This is a genomic window from Streptomyces sp. NPDC045998 (assembly GCF_056430285.1).
Window position 1 is genome coordinate 328,192 of sequence record NZ_JBWKLJ010000006.1, and the last position, 21,563, is coordinate 349,754.

General features: G+C 73.0%; 19 protein-coding genes. 10 read left to right on the forward strand and 9 right to left on the reverse strand.

Features of this window, described 5'->3' with window-relative positions; translation table 11 throughout:
• Positions 1-87 precede the first annotated feature (87 nt).
• The gene (locus AC07FJ_RS20150) at positions 88-966 is read left to right on the forward strand and encodes a class I SAM-dependent methyltransferase (RefSeq protein ID WP_479050687.1); all 879 of its coding nucleotides are present in this window, start codon (positions 88-90) and stop codon (positions 964-966) included.
• Here AC07FJ_RS20150 and AC07FJ_RS20155 read toward each other — a convergent pair whose 3' ends face one another.
• From AC07FJ_RS20155 to AC07FJ_RS20185, 7 genes are all read right to left on the reverse strand, one after another.
• A complete protein-coding gene (locus AC07FJ_RS20155; protein WP_479050689.1) occupies positions 967-2,115 on the reverse strand; it encodes an aldose epimerase family protein in 1,149 nt (382 codons plus the stop codon).
• 29 nt (positions 2,116-2,144) lie between these two features.
• Positions 2,145-3,374, reverse strand: a complete 1,230-nt coding sequence (gene mmsB, locus AC07FJ_RS20160; RefSeq protein ID WP_479050691.1) for a multiple monosaccharide ABC transporter permease — start codon at positions 3,372-3,374, stop codon at positions 2,145-2,147.
• Between the two features lie 9 nt (positions 3,375-3,383).
• Complete coding sequence (gene mmsA, locus AC07FJ_RS20165; RefSeq protein WP_479050693.1) at positions 3,384-4,943, reverse strand: multiple monosaccharide ABC transporter ATP-binding protein; 1,560 nt, start codon at positions 4,941-4,943, stop codon at positions 3,384-3,386.
• Positions 4,940-6,049, reverse strand: coding sequence for a multiple monosaccharide ABC transporter substrate-binding protein (gene chvE, locus AC07FJ_RS20170; protein ID WP_479050695.1), 1,110 nt, complete (start codon positions 6,047-6,049; stop codon positions 4,940-4,942). Before chvE ends, mmsA begins: the two co-directional genes overlap by 4 nt.
• A gap of 3 nt (positions 6,050-6,052) precedes the next feature.
• Complete coding sequence (locus tag AC07FJ_RS20175) at positions 6,053-7,057, reverse strand: hypothetical protein (protein WP_479050697.1); 1,005 nt, start codon at positions 7,055-7,057, stop codon at positions 6,053-6,055.
• A gap of 101 nt (positions 7,058-7,158) precedes the next feature.
• On the reverse strand, positions 7,159-8,184 hold the full coding sequence (locus AC07FJ_RS20180; RefSeq protein ID WP_479050699.1) for a zinc-dependent alcohol dehydrogenase: 1,026 nt from the start codon (positions 8,182-8,184) through the stop codon (positions 7,159-7,161).
• Entirely contained in the window at positions 8,181-9,335 is a 1,155-nt protein-coding gene (locus AC07FJ_RS20185; protein ID WP_479050701.1) for a mandelate racemase/muconate lactonizing enzyme family protein, read from the reverse strand. Before AC07FJ_RS20185 ends, AC07FJ_RS20180 begins: the two co-directional genes overlap by 4 nt.
• A gap of 241 nt (positions 9,336-9,576) precedes the next feature.
• Here AC07FJ_RS20185 and AC07FJ_RS20190 point away from each other — a divergent pair, with 241 nt between their 5' ends.
• The 4 genes from AC07FJ_RS20190 (at position 9,577) to AC07FJ_RS20205 (ending at position 12,426) form a co-directional block, all read left to right on the forward strand.
• Positions 9,577-10,350, forward strand: a complete 774-nt coding sequence (locus tag AC07FJ_RS20190) for an IclR family transcriptional regulator (protein WP_361425105.1) — start codon at positions 9,577-9,579, stop codon at positions 10,348-10,350.
• Positions 10,347-11,201, forward strand: coding sequence for an SMP-30/gluconolactonase/LRE family protein (locus tag AC07FJ_RS20195; protein ID WP_479050703.1), 855 nt, complete (start codon positions 10,347-10,349; stop codon positions 11,199-11,201). Before AC07FJ_RS20190 ends, AC07FJ_RS20195 begins: the two co-directional genes overlap by 4 nt.
• Positions 11,202-11,207: 6 nt before the next feature.
• Positions 11,208-11,837, forward strand: coding sequence for a SigE family RNA polymerase sigma factor (locus AC07FJ_RS20200; RefSeq protein ID WP_479050705.1), 630 nt, complete (start codon positions 11,208-11,210; stop codon positions 11,835-11,837).
• 385 nt (positions 11,838-12,222) lie between these two features.
• A complete protein-coding gene (locus AC07FJ_RS20205) occupies positions 12,223-12,426 on the forward strand; it encodes a hypothetical protein (RefSeq protein ID WP_479050707.1) in 204 nt (67 codons plus the stop codon).
• Between the two features lie 120 nt (positions 12,427-12,546).
• Here the strand turns inward: AC07FJ_RS20205 and AC07FJ_RS20210 are convergent, their stop codons facing one another.
• Positions 12,547-12,870: an RRQRL motif-containing zinc-binding protein gene (locus tag AC07FJ_RS20210; RefSeq protein WP_479050857.1), complete on the reverse strand. Its 324-nt coding sequence runs from the start codon at positions 12,868-12,870 to the stop codon at positions 12,547-12,549.
• A 134-nt stretch (positions 12,871-13,004) separates the two neighbouring features.
• Here AC07FJ_RS20210 and AC07FJ_RS20215 point away from each other — a divergent pair, with 134 nt between their 5' ends.
• The 4 genes from AC07FJ_RS20215 (at position 13,005) to AC07FJ_RS20230 (ending at position 18,699) form a co-directional block, all read left to right on the forward strand.
• Entirely contained in the window at positions 13,005-13,475 is a 471-nt protein-coding gene (locus AC07FJ_RS20215; RefSeq protein ID WP_479050709.1) for a hypothetical protein, read from the forward strand.
• 162 nt (positions 13,476-13,637) lie between these two features.
• Positions 13,638-14,105: a tetratricopeptide repeat protein gene (locus AC07FJ_RS20220; protein ID WP_479050711.1), complete on the forward strand. Its 468-nt coding sequence runs from the start codon at positions 13,638-13,640 to the stop codon at positions 14,103-14,105.
• A 398-nt stretch (positions 14,106-14,503) separates the two neighbouring features.
• Positions 14,504-15,304, forward strand: a complete 801-nt coding sequence (locus AC07FJ_RS20225) for a pectate lyase (RefSeq protein WP_361425096.1) — start codon at positions 14,504-14,506, stop codon at positions 15,302-15,304.
• 68 nt (positions 15,305-15,372) lie between these two features.
• Positions 15,373-18,699 carry an AfsR/SARP family transcriptional regulator gene (locus AC07FJ_RS20230; RefSeq protein ID WP_479050713.1) on the forward strand — a complete coding sequence of 1,109 codons (3,327 nt, stop codon included), beginning with the start codon at positions 15,373-15,375 and terminating at the stop codon, positions 18,697-18,699.
• A gap of 6 nt (positions 18,700-18,705) precedes the next feature.
• Here AC07FJ_RS20230 and AC07FJ_RS20235 read toward each other — a convergent pair whose 3' ends face one another.
• A complete protein-coding gene (locus AC07FJ_RS20235; RefSeq protein WP_479050714.1) occupies positions 18,706-21,009 on the reverse strand; it encodes a glycoside hydrolase family 9 protein in 2,304 nt (767 codons plus the stop codon).
• Between the two features lie 199 nt (positions 21,010-21,208).
• Here AC07FJ_RS20235 and AC07FJ_RS20240 point away from each other — a divergent pair, with 199 nt between their 5' ends.
• Positions 21,209-21,412, forward strand: a complete 204-nt coding sequence (locus AC07FJ_RS20240; protein ID WP_355368254.1) for a hypothetical protein — start codon at positions 21,209-21,211, stop codon at positions 21,410-21,412.
• Positions 21,413-21,563 lie beyond the last annotated feature (151 nt).

Sequence of the window (21,563 nt, forward strand, 5' to 3'; positions counted from 1 at the left end):
CGGCGGCGACCGGCCGCCTCCGGCGCGCCTGCGCGCGGATGCTGAGCGGTGAAAGCCACGGTAGGCACGGATGGCACGGAGGCCGCCATGCAGCACACACCCGCGTCCACACCCACATCCGGCACCGCAACCGGCACGACACCCGTACCCGCACCCGTGTCCACGCCCGCGTCCCGGCCCCCCTCGCGCCTCACGGCGAACCGGGCCCGCCTCGGCCACAAGGTGCGCTACGCCCTGCGCAACCCCGCGCGCGTGGTGCCGTACCTGCGCCGCGCCGGGCGGGACACCCTGCTGCGGCTGCGGCACGGCGGCGACCACATCGCCTACTACCGGGCGGTGATGGCGTCCGACACCGCCCGCAGCCCGGAGGCGGCGGTCGGCGGTGTCGCGTCACGCGAGCGGTGGCTGGCCCTCGGGCAGCTGCAGTTCGACTACCTGATGTCCCACGGGCTGCGGCCGGACGACCGGCTGCTGGAGATCGGCTGCGGCAACCTGCGCGCCGGATGGCGGTTCATCCAGCACCTGAACCCCGGCCACTACTACGGCGTCGACATCTCGCCCGACATCCTCATCGAGGCGAAGAAGACCCTCGTCCAGTACGGGCTGCAGGACAAGATGCCCTACCTCACCCCGGTGAACGACCTCCGCCTCGACTTCCTCCCCGACGGCGCCTTCACGGTGGTGCACGCGCACAGCGTCTTCTCCCACTCCCCGCTGCACGTCATCGACGAGTGCCTCGCCCACGTCGGCCGGATCCTCGCCCCCGGCGGCTTCTTCGACTTCACCTACGACCGCACCGAGACCACCGAGCACCAGGTCCTCGGCGAGGACTTCTACTACCGCACGGAGACCCTGACGCGGCTGGCCGCGAAGCACGGCCTCGCCGCCCGCTTCATGGACGACTGGGAGGCCCTGCCCCACGGCCAGTCGAAGCTCCGCGTCACGCACGCCGCCGCACCGGCGTGATCAGCGCGCCGAGAAGACGTGCACCGTCGTCGAGCGGTACGTCTCGCCCGGCCGCAGCACCGTCGAGGGGAACTCCGGCCGGTTCGGCGAGTCGGGGAAGTGCTGGGTCTCCAGGCACAGCCCGTCGCTCTGCCGGTAGACGCGCCCGGACGGGCCGGCGAGGGAGCCGTCCAGGAAGTTCCCGGAGTAGAACTGCACGCCCGGCTCGGTCGTCGCGATCCGCATCGCCCGCCCCGAGACCGGGTCGCGCAGCGTCGCGACGGCCTCGGGACGGGCGGTCACGCCCTTGTCGAGGACCCAGTTGTGGTCGTACCCCTTGGCCGTCACCAGCTGCTCGTGTGCCGTGCGGATGTCCTCGCCGACGGGCTTGGCGCGCCGGAAGTCGAACGGCGTGCCGGCCACCTGCGCGCGCTCGCCGGTCGGGATGAGCGTCGCGTCGGTCGGCAGGTAGCGGGAGGCGGCCAGCCGCAGCTCGTGCCCGAGGACGGAGCCGCTGCCCTCGCCCGCGAGGTTGAAGTAGGTGTGGTTGGTCAGGTTCACCACGGTCGGCCGGTCGGTGGTCGCCGCGTAGTCGATCCGCCAGTCGCCCCGCCCGGTCAGGGTGTACGTGACCGTCGTGCGCAGCGTGCCCGGGTAGCCCATCTCGCCGTCCGCGCTCACGTACCGCAGCACCAGCCCCACGCCACCGGGCCCGGTGAACGGCTCGACGTCCCACACGCGCCGGTCGAAGCCCCGCGCCCCGCCGTGCAGGCTGTTGGGGCCGTCGTTGACGGACAGCCGGTACGTCGTGCCGTCGAGGGTGAAGCGGCCGCCCGCGATGCGGTTGCCGTACCGGCCGATCAGCGCGCCGAAGAAGGTGGTCGAGGAGAGGTAGTCGCCGAGGTTGTCGAAACCGAGGGAGACATTGGCGTACCGGCCGCGCCGGTCGGGTATCTCCAGCGACTGGACGATGCCGCCGTACGACAGCACCCTCAGCCGCGTGCCGCCGTTCTCCACCGTCCATCGGTACACCTTCGTCCCGTCGGGGAGGGTGCCGAACAGTTCCTTCACGGGTGTGCCGCCTTCCGAGGCGTACGCGGGGGACCCCGCCGCCGCCATGAGTCCCGCGGCGGCCGCGGCCGCCAGTACCGTACGTCTGCTCGTGTCCATCCGTGGCCTCCAGGCTCCGGGGAGTGGGGTTACTTGCCTGCCCTGCGCTTGTTCCAGACGTCGAAGCCGACCGCCGCCAGCAGCACCAGGCCCTTGATGACCTGCTGGTAGTCCGTGCCGATGCCGACCAGCGACATGCCGTTGTTGAGCACGCCGAGCACCAGGCCGCCGATCACGGCGCCCATCACCGTGCCGACGCCGCCGCTCATCGAGGCGCCGCCGATGAAGGAGGCGGCGATGGCCTCCAGTTCGAAGTTGAGGCCCGCCTGCGGGGTGCCGGCGTTGAGCCGTGCCGCGTACACGCAGCCCGCGAGCGCCGCCAGGACGCCCATGTTGACGAAGACGAGGAAGGTGACGCGCTTGTCCTTGACGCCGGACAGCGTGGCCGCCGCCTTGTTGCCGCCGAGCGCGTACACATGGCGCCCGATGACCGCGTTGCGCATCACGTAGCCGAGGCCGATCAGCAGGGCGCACATGATGAGCATCACCACCGGCACGCCGTGGAAGCTCGCCAGCGTCAGCGTGAACGCCACGACCGCCGCCGTGACGGCCGTGCACTTCGCCGCCCACAGGCCGAACGGCATCACGTCCAGCTCGTGGGCGAGCTGCCGCCGGCGGCCCCGCCACTCGCGCAGCAGCAGCAGGACCACCGCGGCCAGGCCGAGCAGCAGCGTCGGGTTGTGGTACTGCGTGTACGGGCCCATCTCCGGGATGAAGCCCTTGGCGAGGTTCTGGAAGCCCTCCGGGAACGGGGCGATCGACTGGCCCTCCAGCACGATCTGGGTGAGGCCCCGGAAGAGCAGCATGCCGGCCAGCGTCACGATGAACGACGGGATGCCGAGGTAGGCGATGAAGAAGCCCTGCCACGCGCCCGCCACCGCCCCGATGAGCAGCGACAGCACCAGCGCGAGCACCCACGGCAGGTCGTGCCTGACCATCATCACCGCCGCCATGGCGCCGACGAAGGCCACCAGCGAGCCGACGGACAGGTCGATATGCCCGGCGATGATGACGATCATCATGCCCATGGCGAGGATGAGGATGTAGCCGTTCTGCTGGATCAGGTTGGAGACGTTGTTCGGCAGCAGCAGCGTGCCGTCGGTCCATATCTGGAACAGCACGATGATGAAGGCCAGCGCGATCAGCATGCCGTACTGGCGCATGTTGCCCCGCAGGCCGCGCAGGAGCAGCGCGCCCGCCGACGGCTGCGACGGGGTGTCCTGTGGCCGGCGACGCGGGGGAGTGGTCGTGGTCGTCATGGCGGTGCCTCAGCTTCTGTTCATGGTCATCTGGCGCATCAGGACTTCCTGGGTGGCGTCGGCACGGGCGACCTCACCGGTCAGCCGTCCTGCGGCCATCGTGTAGATCCGGTCGCACATCCCCAGCAGCTCCGGCAGTTCGGAGGAGATGAAGAGCACCGCCTTGCCCTGCGCCGCCAGCCGGTCGATGACGGTGTAGATCTCGTACTTGGCGCCGACGTCGATGCCCCGCGTCGGCTCGTCGAGGATCAGCACCTCGGGGTCGGCGTGGATCCACTTGCTCAGCACGACCTTCTGCTGGTTGCCGCCCGACAGCCGTCCCACCTCCTCGAACACCGTCGGCGCCTTGATGTTCATCGTGGTGCGGTACCCCTCGGCGACCCGGCGCTCGTGGTGCTCGTCGACCACGCCCCGGCGCCGCATCCCGGGCAGGGACGCCAGCGAGATGTTGCGGTGGACGGTGTCGATGAGGTTCAGCCCGTACCGCTTGCGGTCCTCCGTGACGTACGCGATGCCCGCCGCGATCGCCGCCGGCACGGTGCCGGTGACCACCTCGCGCCCGTTCACCTCGACCGTCCCGGCGACGTAGCCGCCGTACGACCGGCCGAAGACGGACATCGCGAGCTCGGTGCGGCCCGCGCCCATCAGGCCCGCCATGCCGACGATCTCGCCGCGCCGCACGGTGAGCGACACGTCGTCCACGACCAGGCGCTGGGGGTCGGCCGGATGCCGGACCGTCCACCCCCGGACGCTCAGCGCGACCCGGCCCGCGTCCTCGCCCTCGTACCGCGTGCGCTCCGGGAAGCGCTGGTCCAGGTCGCGGCCGACCATGCCCCGGATGATCCGGTCCTCCGACAGCTCCGGTGCGGCGTCCGGCGTGCGGCGGACCGTCAGGGTCTCGATGGTGCGGCCGTCGCGCAGGATCGTCACCGCGTCCGTGACGCGCCGGATCTCGTTCAGCTTGTGCGAGATGACGATGCTCGCGACGCCCTGCGCGCGCAGCTCCAGGATGAGGTCGAGGAGCTTCGCGCTGTCCTCGTCGTTGAGCGCGGCCGTCGGCTCGTCGAGGATGAGCAGCCTCACTTCCTTCGCCAGCGCCTTGGCGATCTCCACCAGCTGCTGCTTGCCCACGCCGAGGTCGGCGACCGGGGTCTGCGGCGCCTCGCGCAGCCCGACCCGCTTCATCAGCCGGCTCGCCTCGCGCAGCGTCGCGGTCCAGTCGACCAGGCCGCGCCTGGCCCGCTCGTTGCCGAGGAAGATGTTCTCGGCGATCGACAGGTATGGCACGAGGGCCAGCTCCTGGTGGATGATCACGATGCCGTGCCGCTCGCTGGCCCGGATGTCCTTGAAGGCCACCGGCTCGCCCTCGAAGCGGATCTCACCCTCGTACGAGCCGTGCGGGTGGACGCCGCTGAGGACCTTCATCAGCGTCGACTTCCCGGCGCCGTTCTCGCCGCAGATGGCGTGGACCTCCCCGGCGCGCACGGTGAGGTTCACGTCCGAGAGCGCGGTGACGCCCGGGAAGGTTTTGGTGATCCCCCGCATCTCCAGGACCGGTCGCCCGCTCATCGCAGCTGCCCGGCGGTGAAGTACCCCTCGCGGACGAGGAGATCGGTGTTCGACTTGTCGATGCTCACCGGGTCGAGGAGGTACGCCGGCACGGCCTTCTTGCCGTTGTGGTAGTCGCGGGTGTTGTTGACCTCCGGCGTGCGGCCGTTCAGCACCGCGTCGCCCATCTTCACCGCCTGCGCGGCGAGCTTGCGGGTGTCCTTGAAGACGGTCTGCGTCTGCTCGCCCCGGAGGATCGACTTCACCGACGCCAGCTCCGCGTCCTGTCCGGTGACGATCGGCAGCGGCCGCCCCTTCGCCCCGTAACCCGCGCTCTTCAGCGCCGAGATGACGCCGATCGAGATCCCGTCGTACGGCGAGAGGACCGCGTCCACCCGCTCCTCGCCGTAGTTCTTGCTGATCAGGTCGTCCATCCGCTTCTGCGCGGTGCCACCGTCCCAGCGCAGGGTGGTCGCCTGGTTCATCCGGGTCTGCTTGCTGCGCACCACCAGCCGGCCGGAGTCCAGGTACGGCTTCAGCACCTTCATGGCGCCGTTCCAGAAGTAGGTGGTGTTGTTGTCGTCCGGCGACCCGGCGAACAGCTCGATGTTGTACGAGGCGCCCTTGGCGGCGGGCTCGCCCAGCTTCAGCCGGTCGACGATGTAGCGGGCCTCCAGTTCGCCGACCCGCTCGTTGTCGAACGACGCGTAGTAGTCGACGTGTTCGCTGCCCATGATGAGGCGGTCGTACGAGATCACGGGGATGCCCGCGTCCTCGGCGCGCTGGAGCACCTCGGTGAGCGCGGAGCCGTCGATCGCGGCGACCACCAGCAGCCTGCGCCCCTTGGTGATCATGTTCTCGATCTGGGCGATCTGGTTCTCGACCTTGTCGTCGCCGTACTGGAGGTCGGTCTCGTAACCGGCCTTCTCGAACTGCTCCGCCATGTTCTCGCCGTCGGCGATCCACCGCTCCGACGCCTTGGTTGGCATGGCCAGGCCGATGACGCCGCCCTTGCCGCCGGCGGGCTTGTAGCGGCTGCCGCCGCGGGCCTCCTGGCCGCAGGCGGTGACGGAGACGGCGAGCAGCGCGGCGAGCGCCGCCGCGGCGGTGATACGGGGTACGCGCATGGATCAGTCGCCTTCCGGGACCGGGGCGGGGGCAGGGGCGGGGAAGCGGCGGAGCTCACCGGGCAGCCGCGCGCCGAGCGGGGACATCCCGCCGTCGGCGCCGTGCCGGGCCAGCAGGTCCAGCACGAGCCGGCCCCGCCGCACCCGCTCGCGGGCGGTGGCCAGCGCGGTGTCGCGCAGCTGGGCGCCGTACGGGTAGATGCCGGGGGAGCGGCTCAGGCCGAACTTCAGGTACAGCGGGGCGCCGCGCCGGATCAGCTCGGCCACCTCGTACATGCGGATGTAGCCGCCGAGGTCGTCGGGCGCCTCGACGTACATGTCCATCGGGGCGCGGCTGACCCGGCGGATCTCGGTGAGGTGATCCAGGGTCAGGTCGGACGGCACGTTGAGGGAGTCCGCGCCCAGGTGCTCGTAGACGGCGTACGAGGCCGGGTTGACGGGGCCGGTCAGCGCGGACAGCTTGAAGGTCGTGTCCGCGGGCAGCTCCCCGGCCTCGCGCAGCCGGTGCAGCGTCCACAGCACGCCCTCGTCGGCGACGAGCAGGCACCGCACGCCGAGCGAGGCGGCGCGCAGGGCGTCCTCCACGCACCCGGCGAGCGCGTCGTGCCCACGGGCGCGCAGCCCGGCGCCACCGGAGTCGGTGCGGGTGCCCGCGCCGATGTCCCAGGTGCCGCGCGGGCCGGTGAACAGGCAGAGCTCGATGTCGCGTTCGGCACAGGACTCCACCATGTCGGTGATCTCGGCGTCGGTGAGCATCCACACGCCGCTGCCCTGGCTGACGCGGTGCACCGGCACGTGCAGCCGGGAGCTCTCCTTGAGGACGGAGGCCAGGGCCTCCGGGCCCTCGACCGACGGGATCTCGGTGCGCCACAGCCCCCCGTCGGGGAAGGCGTGCGGCGAGGCGTCGGCCGGTTCCACGGCCGGGGCCGGATGGCCGATCGAGGCGAGGGCGTCGGCGCCGGGGCGCCGGGGGAGGGACGGGGCGGTCACGGGACTCCTCGGTTCCATGCGTTCGGGATGTCGAACGCCATTCGGTACGTGGGGTGTACGGCGGTACGGGGGCCGTCAGGCGCACCCCGTACCGCCGTACGGCACAGCGGGAGGCGGGGCTACGGGCGCAGCAGCACCTTCCCGGTCTTGGCGTCGCCGCCGCCGACCAGCGCGACGGCGTCCGCGAACCGCTCCAGCGGGAACTCGTGCGTGATCAGCGGCGCGGGGTCGAGCAGCCCGAGCCCGAAGGCCCGCACCGCGTCGCACCACGCCGACGACGGGGCGCCGAAGACGCTGCGGATCTCCAGCTGGCTCAGCGACAGGTGCACCGGGTCGATGCCGACCGCGCCGGGCGTGAACATCCCGGTCAGCACCACGCGCCCGCCCCGGCGCGCCAGCAGGCACGACGCGGCGGCCGTCGACGGCGCGCCCGCCGTCTCCACCACCAGGTCGAACCGCCCGCGCAGCGCCTCGGCCTCCTCCGGGGAGAGCGCCTCGCCCGCCCCGAACCGCAGCGCCTGCTCGCCGCGCGCCGCCCGCGGGTCGATCACCGTCAGCTCGGCCGGCGACGAGGCGGCCAGCAGCTGCACCGCGAGCAGCCCGAGGGTGCCCGCACCCACCACCGCGACGCGCTCACCGGGGTGCGGCCGCCCGGTCCGGACCGCCGCCGCGATCACCGCGGACGGCTCCAGCAGGGCCGCCGCGCGCAGGTCGGCGTCGTCCTGCAGCGGGTGCAGCAACCGCGCCGGCACGACGACGTGGTCGGCGAACGCGCCCGGCTCCGTGAAGCCGGTCTCGGCGTAGCCACCGGTGCACAGGCTGGTCTCGCCGCACCGGCACCGCTCGCACCGGCCGCAGGCGCGGAACCCCTCGGCGACCGCCTTGCGGCCGGTCAGCCCCGGGTCCACCCCCGCGCCGACGGCCTCCACGGTGCCGGACCACTCGTGGCCCGGGATCACCGGGTAGCGCACGTACGCGGCGTCGCGGTGGCCGTCGTACACCTCGCGGTCGCTCATGCAGATCCCGGCGGCGGCGACCCGGACGAGGACCTCGCCGGGACCGGGCTCCGGCACGTCGCGCTCGACCAGCCGGTGCGCGCCCGGCCGGTCGACGACCAGCGCGCGGCTGCGCGGCGGCCCGCTCACTTCGGGGCCCTCTTCTCCCAGCCCTCGGCCCACAGGTCGAACCGCGCCTTCTGCTGCGGGAACTCCGCCGCCGCGTCCACGTCCAGCTCCACGCCCAGGCCCGGCGCGTGCGACACCTCGAAGCAGCCGGTGGCCGGGTCCACCTGCGGGGCGCCCTTCACCACCTTCTTGATCTCCGCGTCCGCGAAGTCGTTGAAGTGCTCCAGGATCTTGAAGTTCGGGGTGCAGGCCGCCAGCTGGAGGGAGGCCGCGGTGAGCACCGAGCCGCCGACGTTGTGCGGGGCGACGAGCATGTAGTGCGTCTCGGCGGTCGCCGCCAGCTTCCGCGTCTCCAGGATGCCGCCGATGTGCCCGAGGTCCGGCTGGATGATGTCGGCCGCCTGCGACTCGAACAGCTCGCGGAACTCGATCCGGTCGTGGATCCGCTCGCCCGTCGCCACCGGCAGGTCCACCTTCTCGGCGACCTTCTTCAGCGCCTTGAGGTTCTCCGGCGGCACCGGCTCCTCCAGCCAGGCCGGCGCGAACGGCGCCATCTCCTTCGCCAGCCGCACCGCCGTCGCCGGGCTGAACCGCCCGTGCATCTCCAGCATCAGCTCCGCGTCCGGGCCGATCGCGTCCCGCACCGCCTCGATCAACGACACCGCGTACCGCGACTGCTCCGCGTCCAGCTCGAAGTGCCCGGTGCCGAACGGGTCGATCTTCAGCGCCCGGTAGCCGCGCGCCACGACCTCCTGCGCCGCCTTGTGGTACGCCTCCGGGGTGCGCTCGGTGGTGTACCAGCCGTTCGCGTACGCCTTGACGCGGTCCGTCACCTTGCCGCCGAGCAGCTGCCAGACCGGCACGCCCAGCGCCTTGCCCTTGATGTCCCAGCACGCCATCTCGACCACCGCGATGCCCGACATGACGATCTCGCCGGCGCGGCCGTAGTCGCCGTACTTCATCCGCCGCACGAGGTCCTCCACCGCGAACGGGTCGGAGCCGGCGATGTGGTTGGCCTCGGCCTCCCTCAGGTAGCCGAGCAGCGCGTCGGTGTGGCCGAGCATGCGGGTCTCGCCGACGCCGGTGAGCCCTTCGTCGGTGTGCACGAGCACATAGGTGAGGTTGCGCCAGGGGGTCCCGACGACATGCGTACTGATGCCGGTGATGCGCACGGCAGTGGCCGCCCTTCTGCCCTTCCGGGTCGTTCGGTGCGTTCGGTGCGTTGGCTCCGCGTCATGCGACGCGTTCGAGATTTCGTCACACGTTCGAAATCTTGGCGTGACCGTATGCAGTCCCTCCGGAGGTGTCAATGGGTGACGCACGGCCGTTGCCCGTCGAAGTGGCCTGTGGTTAGCCTGTGTTCGTCATACCGGCCACATGCCGGAGTTTCGAACGAAGAGAGGGGTGGCCGGAATGGGCCGTCTCGTCCCCGCGGTGACCAGAGCGCTCGACATCCTGGAGCTGTTCCTGGAGGGCGACGGCACCCTCTCCGCCCCCGAGGTCACCCGCAGGCTCCAGCTGCCCCGCACCACCGTGCACGAGCTGCTCACCACCCTCGCCGCCCGCGCGTACCTGGTGCCCGTCGCCGACCAGCCGGGCCGCTACCGCCTCGGCGTGCGCACCTACCAGCTCGGCAGCCGGTACGCCGAACAGCTCGACCTCGCCGCCGAGGGCCAGCGCGTCGCCCGCGAGGTCGCCGAGACCTGCGACGAGACCGTGCACGTCGCCATCCTCGAGGACCTCGACGTCATCTACATCGCCAAGGTGGACTCCACGCACGCCGTGCGCATGGTCTCCGCCGCCGGGCGCAGGCTCCCGGCCCACTGCACCTCCGTCGGCAAGATGCTCCTCGCCGCCCTCCCCGAGGACGAGCTCGACCGCCGCATCGCCGGCCGCGAGCTGGTGGCCATGACCCCCAACAGCCTCACCGACCCCGACGAGCTGCGCGCCGCACTCGCCGCGATCCGCGCGCGCGGCATCGCCACCGAGCACCGGGAGTCCAACCCCGACGTCGCTTGCGTCGCCGCGCCCGTACGCGACAGCGCCGGCCGGGTCGTCGCCGCGCTGTCCGTCTCCGTCCCGATGATCCGCTGGAGCGACCAGCGCGAGGCCGAACTCGCCGAACTCGCCGCCAAGGGCGCCGACGACCTCTCCGTCAGCCTCGGCCACCGCGGCGGCACCCGGTGACCCGCGCGCCCGGGCTCGACGTCGCCGTACGGGAGCGGGCCGAGCTCGGCGAGGGCCCCACCTGGGACCCGGCGGCCGGACGGCTCGTCTGGGTCGACATCCTCGGCTCCCGCGTCCACACCTACGCGCCCGGCAGCGGCCGCCGCACCGTCCTGACCACCGGTCAGCACGTCGGCGCCGCCAAGCCGCGCACCGGCGGCGGACTCGTGGTCAACCTGCGGGACGGCATCGGCCTGTACGACGCGGGCGGCGTGTTCCGCTGGCTCCTCCACGACCCCGTCGCCGGGCGCCGCGGCAACGACGCCGCCGTGGCACCCGACGGCGCCCTGTGGACGGGCACCATGCGCTACGACGAGGCGCCCGGCGGCGGCACCCTGACCCGCATCGCGCCCGACGGGACCGCGGCCGTCGTCTTCCCGGACGTGTCGGTGAGCAACGGCACCGGGTGGAGCCCGGACGGCACGCGCATGTACTACATCGACACCCCCACGCGCCGGATCGACGTCTGCCGCGTCGACGGCGAGAGCGTCGTGGACCGCCGCCCCCTGGCCACGGTCGAGCCCGGTGCCGGCTTCCCGGACGGCCTGACCGTCGACGCCGACGGCTGCGTCTGGGTCGCCCTCTGGGACGGCGGCGCGCTGCGCCGCTACACCCCCGACGGCCGCCTCGACCGCACCGTCGAACTGCCCGTGCGCCGCCCCACCGCCTGCGCCTTCGGCGGCCCCGGCCTGCGCGACCTCTACATCACCACCGCCCGCACCGGCCTGCCCCGCCCGCACCCCCTGGCCGGATCGCTCCTCGTCCTGCCGGACGCGGGCGCGGGCCTGCCCGGCACCGCCTTCGGGGGGTGAGGCGGCATGGGCCCCTCACCGGAGGCGCACACCGGGCGACGCACGCCGGCGGAGCGCCCCGCGGCCGACGGCGGACCTCCGGCCGCGCGGCACCGCGGCGGGGACGACGGCCTCGCCGCGGCCGAGTTCCACGCGTTCTTCGAGCGCCATTACGCCGAACTCGCCCGCCTCGCCCACCTGCTGACCGGTGAGGCCGACGCCGCCGACGACCTCGCCGCCGACGCGCTGCTCGCCCTCTGGCACCGCTGGGACCGCGTCCGGGCCGCCGACCACCCGGGCGCGTACGCCAGGGGAGTCGTCGCCAACCTCGCCCGCAGCCGCATCCGCAGCGCCGTACGCGAACGCCGCCGCGTCGCGCTGTTCTGGTCGCAGCGCGGCGACCACACCGACGAGCCCGACGTACCGGCGGTCGTCGACGTCCAGGGCGCCCTGCGCCGGCTGCCGTTCCGCAAGCGCGCCTGCGTCGTCCTGCGGCACTCCTTCGACCTCTCCGAACGGGACACCGCGCTCAGCCTCGGCATCTCGGTCGGCACGGTGAAGAGCCAGACCTCCCGGGCGATGGCCCAACTGGAACAGCTGCTCGGCAGCAGGGCCGCGGCGCGGCTCGTGGAAGGGCGGGAACAGTGGACGACCTGAAACGCCTACTGCGCCACGCGGCCTACGCCCACCAGCCGGACCGCGCCCGCATCCTCGCCCGCGTCACCCGCGGCATGTCCGCCCCGCCGCCCGCCGCTACCTGCCGCGCCTGCCGGCCCCGCACGGCGGGCGCGCGTCGGATGCAGATCGCCAGTGCGGGCGCCGCCGTCGCGGCGGTCCTCGCCGCGGGCGGCCACACCACGGCCACCGTGCTCCAGGGCGAGGCCCCGCACGGACCGCGACGGGCGCCGCACCGCCCGCCGAGGGCCTGCGCGCGGACGGCGCCCTCACCCGACAGCGCAACCGCTTCTGGGCGCAGAGCACCGCCACCCTCCACACGCCCCGGCCGTTCACCGCCCTCACCGTCACCCTCGCCTTAGCCCAGATGGGCGGCGTCACGAACACCGGCCACTGGCGGACCCTGCCCGTCCGGGACTTCGTCGTCTCGGTACGCGAGGAGAACGGCGCCGTCCAGCACATCTGGACGCTAAAGCCCGGCCGTACCGCACCGCCCGGAGACGACGCTTCACCGCCCAGTACCACCACACCGAGGGCGAGCGCGACGCCACCGGCGACCGTGACGCCGTGACGGCCACGGCGGATGACGGCCACGAGGCCACCGTGCGCGGCGACTTCACCCCGTAACGGCGTGGAAAACCGTCGTGGCAGCGATGTCACCGTGGGTTCAAATCCCACACCCCCCGCCGACTCAGAGAAGTAGCAGGTCAGAGGGCGGGCACCATCGAGGGGGCCCGCCCTCTGCGTTCACCCCGACATCGCGGCCGTACTCCGGGCAGATGCGGCGGGCAGGGTTCGCGCGCTCCAGCGCCGCCCGCTTCGCCGGGGTCATGGGCCGGACCGGCTTCGCCAGGTCGACCCGGTAGAGGTAGGTGACGAGCGGGCCGCGCCGACGGCGGGGCCGTTCGAGCTGGGCGGCGACGTCCTGGCCGCCCGGGCGCAGGCCCTGCGCCCGAAGCTGTCGGAACGTCGCCAACCCTTCTGGAGCTAGACGCCACCGGTAGACCGAAACCAGCGGGTTCGGGGGATCTGCACGGTGGTCCGGTGAGAACTTGCTGGGGGTGGGGTGGTTCTGAGCGGGGGTACCGCGCGGGTTCCGCCTCGCCGTGTGAGACAAGATGGGGCCTCCGATCTGGAGGGGGCTTTGGGATGGGCTACGACCTGCGAGCAGTGATCGCTGATGGGGAGGCGCTGCGTGGCGCGGCACGGGACCTGCCTGCCGCCCGGCTGGCGTCGATCGGACAGGGTCTCTCACTGATGCCGATGACGGACGCGCTGTTCGATTCGGTCGCAGAGGGCAGCGGCGTCGGCACGTTGGGGTTCTGGAGGTTGCCAGGAGGGTTCGAAAAGACCCTTGCTGCCTGGTCAGCCGGTGGGCCGGTGGCCTACGTGGAAGCTGAGTACTTCGGCGGCGAAGGCGAGCAGCGGGCTGCCGTGTGGAACGGCGGCAGCATCGTGCTGGGACCGCTCCACGTGGAGGAGGGACAGCCCTTTCCGCCTGCTGGCAGTCCGATCTCTCAAGCGCTGCGGCGGTTGGGTGTAGTGGCAAGCGCTGGCGAGGACGAGTTCTCAGCAGTGGGGTTGGACCGGCATCGACACGGTGAGGCGTGGATTGCCTGACGCGCGACTTCTGAGTTCCCGCATCACGGGCACATCCATGGCTCTGCTCGCGGAATCCGCCCGTGAATGCGAGAGCCTCGTACGCTCGCTGATTCGCCCGGTGCAGGGTGCTCACCTGCGTACTTGCGCTGATGCGACCGAGGTACGTCTCGGGGAACCTGCGTGAACTCCAATGGGGATGCCGCTCACGCCGCCCTCCCAGCCTGCAACGTCTCGCGCAGCCACCGCCCCTTCTCCGGCGACGTCCGCAGAGCCCTGCGGATCCGGTCGGCAGTCAGGTGCTCGACTGCCGGACTAGTTCAGAAGGCCCTCGACCTTGGCGAGCGGGTCCTAGCCGACTTTGAACGAGTCCTGGGTCCTGACCACCCTGTCACCCTTGACGCCCGCAACAACCTCGCCGCCTCCTATGGCATTGCCGGACTGGTACAGGAGGCCCTCAACCTCGCCGAGCGGGTCCTGGCCGACCGGGAACGGGTCCTAGGCCGCAACCACCCAGACACCTTCGACGCCTGCCACAACCTCGCCCGCATTCGCGAGGCTGCGGCAGCTGCACCGCAGCCGGATAGAGCAACGTCATCAAGCGCACCTAATACTCGGCCTCCCTCAAAAACTCCCAGGAAACTGCTATGACCGCCCCTGACTGTTTCGTGTCGAGCCACGGAGCAGAGGCATCTGACATCCATGGCTGACATCAACAACGCGGACGGGAACGTACACCAGCCTCTCTGTCCGGCCGTCGCACGAGGCTCCCGCAGCAGCCGCGGCGGGCTCGGATCGAACTCCTAAAGCGGGTGTCGGTCTACCTCGGCATGCCTCGTTCGGCCTCGCTTGCAAAGGGCTGTGGGCCACACATGGGCCATCCTGAGTGCTTCAGCGGTCGGGGTGTGTACCGATGCAGGTCAGAGGCCCGCTGGCTTGCATATCGCAGCGGTCTTGAAATCCGCCGGTCCCGGGCGGCAACCCTTCCTCCCCCGGCGGCGACCTGCAGGCGAAAGGTCTCACCCCCACACCGAAGGAACGGGACCCCCATGAGCCGACACGACACCCGCCGCCGTGGCCGTACGGCGTTCGCCGGCGCGGCCGTACTGACCGCCGCCGCCCTCGCGGCCGTCCTCACACCGACCCCCGCCGGTGCCGCCGCCGCCTGGCCGACGCCCAACGGCAGCAAGCCCGTCCCGGCGACCATCGAGTTCTCCGGCACCTACGACGGCGGCATGGCCCGCCACTACGGCACCGGCGACCTCGGCGACGGCGGACAGGACGAGGGCCAGGCCCCGCTGTTCCGGCTGAAGGACGGCGCCGTCCTCAAGAACGTCGTCCTCGGCTCCCCGGCCGCCGACGGCGTCCACTGCTTGGGCAGCTGCACGCTGCAGAACGTCTGGTGGGAGGACGTCGGCGAGGACGCCGCCACCTTCCGGTCCTCCTCGTCGAGCGCCGTGTACACCGTCACCGGCGGCGGCGCGAAGAAGGCCTCCGACAAGGTCTTCCAGTTCAACGGCGCGGGCAAGCTGACCATCACCGGCTTCCAGGTCGCCGAGTTCGGCAAGCTGGTGCGCTCCTGCGGCAACTGCTCCACCCAGTACAAGCGCACGATCGTCATCGACAACGTCGACGTCACGGCGCCCGGCTCCACCATCGCGGGCATCAACACCAACTACGGTGACACCGCCACCCTGCGCAACATCCGCATCCACGGCGACAGCAGCAGGAAGATCAAGCCGTGCGTGCGCTACACCGGCAACAACACGGGCGCCGAACCCGTCCAGACCGGCAGCGGCCCCGACGGCACCTACTGCCGCTACACGGCCTCGGACATCACCTACCGGTAACGCCAGGCCACCCAGGCCCCCCCGCACCGCGGCCGCCCCGGCCGTGGTCCGGGGGAGACAATGATCCGGTGACACACGGCCACGGCTACCGCTACCGCGTCCTCGGCACCACCCAGGCGCTCCGCCCCGACGGCACCGAGGCCCCGCTCGCGGGGCCCCGGCTGCGGGCGCTGCTCACGGCGCTCGCGGCCGCCGCCGGTCGGACCGTTCCGGTCACCGGGCTCGCCGCCCACGTCTGGCCGGACGACGACCCCGCCGACGCCCTCCCCGCCGACGAGACGGCCGCGCTCCAGGCCCTCGTCGGGCGGCTGCGCCGGGCGCTGGGCCGGGACGCCGTACGCTCCGAGCCGGGCGGCTACCGGCTCGTCGCCCAGCCCGACGACATCGACCTGTTCCGCTTCGAGCGGCTCGCCGCCGACGGCGCCGCCGCCCTCGCCGCCGGCGACCCGGCCGCCGCGGCCCGCCTGCTCGACGAGGCGCTCGGCCTGTGGCGGGGGCCCGCGCTGGCCGACCTGCCCGGCCGGGACCGCGACCCCCTCGCCGTACGGGCGCGGCTGCGGCACACCGAGGCGCGCCGGGACCGCCTCGCCGCCGAGGTCGCGCTCGGCCGCCCGCAGGACGCCCTGCCGGGCCTCGCCGAGCTCGTCGCGGACCGGCCGCTGGACGAGCCCCTGGCCGCGCTGCGGATCCGGGCGCTGCGCGCGGCCGGACGCCCGGCCGAGGCGCTCCAGGCGTACGAGGACGTCCGCGCCGTGCTCGCCGCGCGCCTCGGCACCGCGCCGGGCCCGGAACTGCGGGCCCTGCACGCGGAGCTGCTGGCCGCCGACGACGAGCCACGGCGGGAGCCGGAGCGCGAGCCGGCACCGGACCGCGACCCGGATCCGGAGCGGGACCCCCGGCGCGGGTCACATCCGCCCGCGCCGCCCGGGAACCTGCGCGCCCGTCTGACCTCCTTCATCGGCCGCGACACCGAACTGGCCGCCCTCGTCGAGGAGATCCGCCACCACCGCCTGGTCACCCTCCTGGGCCCCGGCGGCGTCGGCAAGACCCGGCTGGCCCTCGAAACCGCGGACTCCACCGCCTGGCCCGACGGCGTCTGGGTCGCCGAACTCGCCCCCGTGCGCGACGAGGACGCCGTCGTCGAGACCGTCCTGACCGCCCTCGGCGCGCGCGAGCCGCTCCGCTGGAGCGCCGACGGCCGCGGCCGCGACCCGCTCGCCCACCTCCTGGAACACTGCGGACGGCGGCGCCTGCTGCTGGTGCTCGACAACTGCGAGCACCTCATCGGCGCCGCCGCCCGCCTCGCCGACACCCTGCTGGCCGCGTGCCCCGGCGTCACCGTGCTCGCCACCAGCCGCGAGCCCCTCGGTGTCCCCGGCGAAGCCGTACGGCCGGTCGAGCCGCTTCCCGAGGACGCGGCGCTGCGGCTGCTCGCCGAGCGGGGCGCGGCGGCCCGTCCCGGGTTCGACGTGGCGGACGACCCGGACGCCTGCGCCGAGATCTGCCGGCGCCTCGACGGCCTGCCCCTCGCCATCGAACTGGCCGCCGCCCGCCTGCGCGCCCTGACGCCCCGCCAGATCGCCGACCGCCTCGACGACCGGTTCCGCCTCCTGACCGGCGGCAGCCGCACCGCGCTGCCCCGCCAGCAGACCCTGCGCGCGGTCGTCGACTGGTCCTGGGACCTGCTCGACGCGGCCGAACGGGCGGTGCTGCGCCGCCTGGCCGTCTTCTCCGGCGGCTGTTCCCTGCCCCTCGCCGAGGAGGTCTGCGCCGAGCCCGACACCCTCGAACGCCTCACCTCCCTCGTCGACAAGTCCCTCGTCGTCGCCGCCCCGGCGAACGACGGCACCATGCGCTACCGGCTCCTGGAGACCGTCGCCGACTACGCCGCCGCCCGCCTCGACGAGGCGGGGGAGCGGGAGACCACCGCCCGCCGCCACCTCAGAGCCCTGCGCGAACTCGCCCGCACCGGCGACCGCGAACTGCGCGGCCCCCGCCAGACGGAGTGGCTGAACGCCTTCGAGACGGAGCACGACAACCTCCGCGCCGCCCTGCGCACCGCCGTCCAACTCGGCGAGGAGCAGGAGGGCCTCTGCCTGGCCCTCTCCCTCAACTGGTTCTGGCAGCTGCGCGGCCACCAGAGCGACGCCCGCGTCTGGTCGGCGGCCGTCGCCGCCCTCGGCCCCGACCCCTTCCTGCCGCCCGTCCGTCCGGCCGTGCCGATGCTCGCCCGCTGCACCGAGGCGCCGCCCCCCTGGGACGAGGAGACGCTGTGGGAGGCGCGGCGCGGCGTGCGCCTGCTGGTCTTCGCCTCCGACGGCAGCCAGGGCACCGCCGCCCTGGAGAAACCCGAGAACCACGCGTACATGCGGGCCATCGCCGACGCGTACCGCCCCGGCCTGCCGCAGAACAGCCGCCAGCCCGGGGCCATGTGGTTCTTCGTCCGCATGCTCCTCGGCGAGTTCCGGGGCATCCCCGACACCATGGCGGCCGTCGTGGAGTGCTGCCGCGTGCACGGCGACGACGTGGACCTCGGCTTCGCCCTCTTGATGCGCGCCAAGATCCTCCCGGACGGGTACGCCGACGCCGACGAGGCCCTCGCCCGGTTCGAGGCGGCCGGCGACCTGTGGGGCGCCTCCGAATCGCTCTCCGCGCGCGGCGAGGCCCACGAGCGCGCCGGCCGGTACGCCGAGGCCGCCCGCGACTTCGAGCGGGCCCTGGCCCGCGCCGAGCGGGTCGGCGCGCACAGCCAGGCCGTCTTCCAGGCCCGACTCGCGTCGGTACGGCTCCGCCTCGCCACCACGCCCGCCGAGCGCGAGGGCGCCGAACGCCTGCTGCTCGACGCCGCCGAGACGGCCCGCACGTACAGCGTCGAGACCGTCTCCACCGCGCGGCTCCTGCTCGCCCAGCACTACGGCCGCACCGGCCGCGTCCCGCTCGCGCGCCACCAGCTGCGGCTCATCGAGGAGGAGTTCACCCCCGCCACGGCGGAGATGTTCACCGGGATGCTCCTCGGCCTGCACGCCTGGCTGGACTGCCTCGACGGCGACCACGCGGCCGCCCGCCGCCGCCTCGCCCGCGCCGTAGGCCTGCTGGAGACCCTGGCCTATGTGGTCGCCCCGCACATGATCCTCGCCCAGTTCGCGACCGCCGCCTGGGCGATGGCCCACCACGGCGACCCCCGCGACGGCGCCCGGCTGCTGGGCGCGTACGACCGGCACGTCACGGTGGCCTCCGGTACGGGCTTCCGCCACCTCCCGGTCGACGCCGAGAGGGAGGTGCGGGACCGCGCCGAGACCGAGCTGCGCGCGGTCCTCGACGAGGCGGCCTACGCCCGCGCCCACGCCGAGGGCGGCGACCTCACCCTGAGGGAGGCCGCCGCCCTCGTACGCTGACGGGACCTACTGCGTGTGCGCCGCCGCGCCGCCGCCGAGGCCGTCGACGTACGCGGCGACCCACGCCAGCGGGGCGTTCCAGTTGATGGTGATCTCGTTGGTGGACCAGGACTCGATGTCGTCGAGGTAGCACATCGCCGGGGCGCAGCCCTTCAACTTGGCCTGCGCGACCGGGTCCTGGATGGCGTCGTTCGGGCCGCCCGCCAGCGAGCCCGGTGCCGGGTTCGGCAGGGACGGGTCGAGCTGGTTGGCCCAGAAGCGGTGGTGCTGGTTGTGTGAGTCCCGCTCGCCGTACCCGGTCACGTACGACTGGTTGAGCGGGTTGCGGCCCAGGAGGTAGTCCAGGCCGCGCAGCACGGCGTCCCGGTAGACGCTCCGGCCCGTCAGGTCGTGGGCCGTGCCGAGGACCACCATGTTGTTGGCCACCTGGCTGTTGGAGCCCCACACGTAGTGGCCGTCCGGCGGCGCGTAGGGCAGGCCGTACGCGGTGCGCGCGGAGTCGGCCGCGTACCCGTCCGCCGCCCGCGTCACCATGGCCCGTACCGCCGTGCGCTGCTTGGCGGTCAGCTTGCTCGGCACGGTGGCCAGGTCGAGCGCGCCCAGGCCCGCCACCGCGCCCCAGGACATGCCGCCGCGCGGGAAGACCGCGTCGGTGTCGCCGTGCAGCGGGGAGCGCAGCACCTCCTGGCGGTAGACGTCCTTGCCGGTGGTCAGGAAGAGCTCGGCGGCCGCCCAGTAGAACTCGTCGCGTACGTCGTCGTCGGGGTAGGCGCCGCCGCCCGTGCCGTCGTCCGGGTCGGCCAGGACGTCCGGGTGGGCCTTGGCGGCGTGCCAGGCGGTGAGCGCCGCCGTGCGGCACCGGGCGGCGAAGACCTTGTCGTACGGGGCGAAGAGGCGGGCGCACTGGGCGGCCGTGGCGGCCAGGTTGAGGGTGGCCGCGGTGGTCGGCGGGTGCAGTTCGCGCGGCTGCGGGTCGGTGTGCGGGGGAGTGGGCAGACCGGTCCACGCCTTGTCGTGCAGCTTGTGGTGGACCATGCCGGCCAGCGGCTCGCCCGCCGGGACCTGCATGCGCATCAGGAAGTCCATCTCCCAGCGGGCCTCGTCGAGGATGTCCGGGACGCGGTTGCCGTGTTCGGGCAGCCGCAGCCTGCCGTCCGCGAACGGTGCCCCGTCCGCGCTCGGCTCGGTCAGCGTCCGCTCGTACGCCGACATCAGCTGGGCCACGGAGATGCCGCCGTTGACGACGTACTTGCCGTGGTCGCCGGCGTCGTACCAGCCGCCCGTCGCGTCGAGGCGGTAGTCGCACACGCCCGGCTGGCACGGCACGTCGTCGTCGCCCTGGTTGGGGCTCACGTTGAGGTGCCCGGCCGGGCGGGCGTACGCGGGGCCGACGATGCCGGCGTCGATCTCGATGCCGCTGCGGTTGTGGTAGAAGTACGCGAGCGCGTCGGTGACCAGCGAGGAGTACAGGCGGTCACCGATCGCGAACGGCTCGCTCCGGTCACCCGCGACGGTGACCGTGTAACCCTCACCGGCGGTGGTCACCGCGCTGAAGTCGAAGGTGTGGACGTGCTGCCGCGAGGTGGGGTCCACCCCGGCCGGGGTGGTCGTGCCGCTCGCCCGGGCCGTCCCGCCGGCGTCGGTGAGCGTCCAGGTCAGCGGTTCGGTGGCGTCGCTGACGACGGTGCCGCTCTTGGGGCCGTGGGGCAGGTAGCCGACCTGATTGACGCGCACCGGGGAGCCGGTGTCCGGCTCGTACGGAGGCGGCTGCGTGCCGCCCCGCAGGGAGACGTCGTCGACGCAGAAGGTGTACGCCGCCGCGCTGCCCCCGATCTGGAAGGCGAGCTGGGCGGCCGTGTGGTCGGCCTTCGCCGTGAAGGTGTGCGTGACGCGGGCGGCCGTGGGGCCGACGGGCTGCGCGGCGCCGAGCTCCGCGGTCCACGGCTCGGTCGCCATCTGGACGTTGGCGCGGATGGTGACGGGGACCGTCGCCGTCGCCGTATAGCTGAGCGCGTACCCCTGGCCGGCGGTCAGGGGCAGGGCGTTCTGCCCGATGATCGCGTCCCAGGGGTTGGCCGTGCCCGCGGGGACCTCGGCGCACAGGCGCCCGTCCACGACGGCGGCCGGGTTGCCCGCGGTCCACCACCAGGAGGTGGTGCCGTTCGAGAAGTCGCCGTTGGCGATCAGTTCGGGGACGTCCTCGGCCGGTTCGGCCGCGCCGGCGGGGACCACCAGGGCCCCGGCCAGCAGCCCGGCGAGGGCGGCGGCGAGACGGGCGGTTCGTTTTCGATGGGGCTGCTGATGCGACACGCTGCGTTCCTCGGGGGAGTGGGGACGGTCGGTGGACGTGTGTGGGAGCGCTCCCAATCTCGGGGTCGGGCGGGCCGGCGTCAAGATGTCGCACACCGCGGGTTCGACTTCTCCGAGACAGCGGCGGTGCCCCGGGTGTAGGGGATGCGTTCGGGGTACCCGGCGACGACAATGACTGCAGGACGAACAAGGAGGCGGCATGAACGCTGAGCCCGATTCGACCTCCCAGCGAGAGCGCGTCACGCCGGACAAGCTGCTGCACAGCGGCGCCGAGAGCGGCGAATTCACCGCGGAGGACCTGGTCCTCGCCTCGGGGCGTGACGTGAACCCGAAGAACATGGCCTGGGCCGAACGCCGGCTGGCCGAGAAGGGCAAGGCCGCCCTCGACGAACTGCTCCCCTGACCCTCCGGCACCCTCGCCCCAGCGGGGGGGGGAAGGGGGAGGGGGACCCAAAGGGGGGGGGGGGGGGGGGGGAGAGGGGGGGGGGGGGGGGGGGGGGGGGGGGGAGGAGAGAAGGGGAGTGTGGGGGGGGGGGGGGAGAGAGGAGGAAGGG